The sequence below is a fragment of the Runella sp. genome (assembly GCF_027484545.1).
Classification (GTDB): domain Bacteria; phylum Bacteroidota; class Bacteroidia; order Cytophagales; family Spirosomataceae; genus Runella.
The window spans coordinates 1-3,300 of record NZ_JAIXST010000055.1; the positions used below are offsets into that span (position 1 = coordinate 1).

Sequence of the window (3,300 nt, forward strand, 5' to 3'; positions counted from 1 at the left end):
TCTCGTCATAATTGCGTCTAATGCGCTTTCCCATTTTTGTATTATTTTAAAATTATAGATAACAAGTTTTTACTTATAAAAACCTACTTTCTCTGTCCTAAAATTGGGGTACATTATAGTTATTTAGGATTACAAGTTTCTAATGGCTATTACTCTCCAACATAATCTTTGCTTTTAGAGATAGTAAAATGCTGACCCATCATAAAAAGCGTCGGTAGGCTTAAACCTGACCGACGCTTTTTTATAAGATTACTATTTTACGCTTTTACCACCCAACCAAACGGGTCTTCTACTTTGCCGGTACGAATGTCGGTTAAAAAGTTTTTAACGCGTGTTACAAAAGATTCGTCAGTCACGGCAGGGAGTTCGTAGTCAGTTCCTTCAAAGCCAATCACGCCAAATGGTGAAACTACAACGGCAGTTCCGGCACCAAACGCAGCTTCCAGGCGTCCTTCTTTCAAGGCGTCAATGACTTCTTTCACGGCCACTTTGCGTTCTTCCACGGGAATTCCCCAATAATGGGCAATGTCCACAATGGTATTGCGCGTTACCCCGTTCAAAATAGTATCGGAAGTAGCGGGAGTAATGAGTTTGCCGTCCATGAAAAACATAACGTTCATCGTACCTGATTCTTCCACAAAGGCGTGATCGCGAGCATCCGTCCAAATGATTTGGTCGTAGCCTTGTTGTTGGGCCAGTTTAGCAGGATACAGCGAACCGCCGTAGTTACCGGCACATTTGGCAGCTCCAACGCCACCCTCAGCGGCACGGATATAGTGTTGTTCTACTTTTACGCGGGGAGGTTTTGAATAATACTTACCCACTGGTCCCGTGAAAATGATAAATTTATAAGTTTCGGAAGGACGTACTCCAATGTACGCATCGGTTGAGAACATATAAGGACGAACATACAAAGACGCATCAGGCGTGGTAGGAATCCAGGCTGCATCTATACGAAGCAGTTCTGTCAAACCTCCCATGAAAATATCTTCGGGGACTTCTGGCATACACATCCGGGCAGCCGATTTATTAAAACGCGCCCAGTTGTCCAACGGACGGAACATGAGCACCTCATTTGCGTCGTTTTTGTAGGCTTTCATTCCTTCAAAAATCGCCTGCCCGTAGTGGAGGGAGGCCGTAGCAGGGCTGAGGCTGAGGTTGGCGTAGGGCACAATTTGAAGGTTGGTCCATTCGCCGTCGATGTAGTCAGCGACAAACATGTGGTCAGAATAATGGCGACCAAATACCAAATTGTCAAAATCTACTTCATGGATACGCGAAGCTTCCACGCGTTGAATTTCCATGTCCAATGTGTCCGTTGTCATTATTTTGTTGTTTTACTAAATGTAAGTTGACTAAAAATTAGTTGTCAATACAAATATTTTTAAAATTCAGGAAAAAGCCAAGAAAATATTCATTTACTTATTCAAATATCAGCAAATTAGCAAGTGTGCAAAAGGCAAGTGGGCAAAATAGCAAGGGGCAAGTTTGCAAAAAATAACAAATCTGCCTCTTGCTATTTTGCCCACTTGCTCACTTCTTTCTTCCTTCCCATTTTATTTCTTCTACCTCCAATTCTTGTGCCATCTTTCGCGAAAGCACAAATAAATAATCTGAAAGTCGATTTAAATACCGAATCACCTCCGATTCTACCGATTCCGATTCATCGAGCGCAATCACCAAACGCTCTGCACGACGACAAACGGTTCGGGCAACGTGGCAAAATGAAACAGATTGATGTCCTCCGGGTAAAATAAAGGAGCGCATCGGTTCCAACTCCGTGTTCATTTCGTCCATGGCGAGTTCCATAGCCGTGATGTCTTCTTCGTGCAAGTCGGGAATAAAATGTTTTTTATTGTCAGGTTCAGAAGCCAAAATGGAACCAATGGTAAAGAGACGGTCCTGAATGTATTTTAAAATTTCGCGGCGTATTTCGTTAACCGGTTGATCGCGTACAAGGCCAATGTATGAGTTGAGTTCATCTACGGTACCATAGGTATCAATTCGTAAATCAGCTTTGCTTACGCGTGTTCCGCCTACGAGCGAAGTGGTACCTTTGTCGCCGGTTTTAGTATAAATTTTCATGGATTGAAAAGACAGACAGGTTTCAAGATTCTTATTTTTAGTATCCCAACAAACTTATCAGTAAAACGGTTTAACTTGTCAAACGGAAATAGAACCTCAACAAAGTTTACCAATGATGGAAACCGCTTTTCAAATCGCGAATGCGCTCGTATTACCTCAGTGGCTTTTGATGATTTTTGCACCTCGTTGGAGTGTAACTCAATGGCTCGTACGTTCCTACTTGATTCCTGTTTTGTTAGCATGTATGTACGCCTACTTCCTGTTTAGTGGCGGCCCATTAAATTTTAGTGACTTTGGTTCTTTGGAAGGAGTAAAAAGTTTGTTTTCAAAGGGAGGAGACGGCGCTGTTTTAGCAGGTTGGATTCACTACTTGGCGTTTGATTTGGTAGCGGGAAGTTTTGTCCTGCAAAATGCGCAGTCGAAAGGGATACCTCACGGTTGGATTGTCGTTCCGCTCTTCTTTTGTTTCATGTTGGGCCCGATTGGGTTGCTGCTCTATTGGGTTATTCGGACGGTGAAGACGCGGCAGGTAAATTGATTTTTTTGTAAATTACGGATAAGGGCAGCTTTACATCCAACGCAGGTAAATCAATGGTTTCTTTTAAATCGCTGTAAAAATCAACGTACCAACGTTTCCCTTCACGATTAAAAACTTCCACTAAACATTCTTCTTGCTCAATAATCAAGTAATACTGCAACGTTGGGATTTGAGTGTATTCGGCCAATTTGGTGACACGATCCGTATTAATACTGCTTTCCGACAATACTTCAACGATAAAAATCGGCTCGGTCGCCTGTTTTTTTTGATTAACACTTTCGTGGAAAAAGAAAAAATCAGGGTTGATGAGATGCCCAAAATGCTCTTTAATGTTGCTGATAATTTGAAAATTAGTTGACTGTAGGCTTCTTTTTTTGCCTATTTCTATAATTTTGCCATTTACGTACTCAAAACGCCCCGTATTTTGTTCACAAAAAGCGAAGTATTCTTCGACAGTGTACAATCTTTCAGATACTGATTTCATAATCTACTCACTTGCTTTTTCAAAAATACAGCTTCTTTTTGAGCTTGCCTGAGCATTTCTATAAAACTTAGAATGGTACTTTATGAATTTACTTGCATGATGTAATTTTGTATCAAAAACGCTATGTCACTAATAGACGACCTAAGTGAGTTGTTACCGATAGGATATCCCTTTGAATTACAAGAGGTACACA

At 41.3% G+C, this 3,300-nt stretch carries 4 protein-coding genes; 1 reads left to right on the forward strand and 3 read right to left on the reverse strand.

Annotation, left to right across the window (positions count from 1 at the left end):
- Nucleotides 1-257: 257 nt before the first annotated feature.
- Both Q0081_RS05060 and Q0081_RS05065 read right to left on the reverse strand, forming a co-directional pair.
- A complete protein-coding gene (locus Q0081_RS05060; RefSeq protein WP_298350006.1) occupies nt 258-1,325 on the reverse strand; it encodes a branched-chain amino acid aminotransferase in 1,068 nt (355 codons plus the stop codon).
- A 208-nt stretch (nt 1,326-1,533) separates the two neighbouring features.
- A complete protein-coding gene (locus tag Q0081_RS05065) occupies nt 1,534-2,085 on the reverse strand; it encodes a cob(I)yrinic acid a,c-diamide adenosyltransferase (RefSeq protein WP_298350009.1) in 552 nt (183 codons plus the stop codon).
- 115 nt (nt 2,086-2,200) lie between these two features.
- Between Q0081_RS05065 and Q0081_RS05070 the strand changes: the two genes are divergently transcribed.
- Nucleotides 2,201-2,623: an ABA4-like family protein gene (locus Q0081_RS05070; protein WP_298350012.1), complete on the forward strand. Its 423-nt coding sequence runs from the start codon at nt 2,201-2,203 to the stop codon at nt 2,621-2,623.
- On the opposite strand, the gene Q0081_RS05075 is transcribed toward Q0081_RS05070, so the two are convergent.
- A complete protein-coding gene (locus tag Q0081_RS05075; RefSeq protein WP_298350010.1) occupies nt 2,589-3,107 on the reverse strand; it encodes a Uma2 family endonuclease in 519 nt (172 codons plus the stop codon). The two genes, Q0081_RS05070 and Q0081_RS05075, sit on opposite strands and share 35 nt — an antisense overlap.
- Nucleotides 3,108-3,300: the final 193 nt, after the last annotated feature.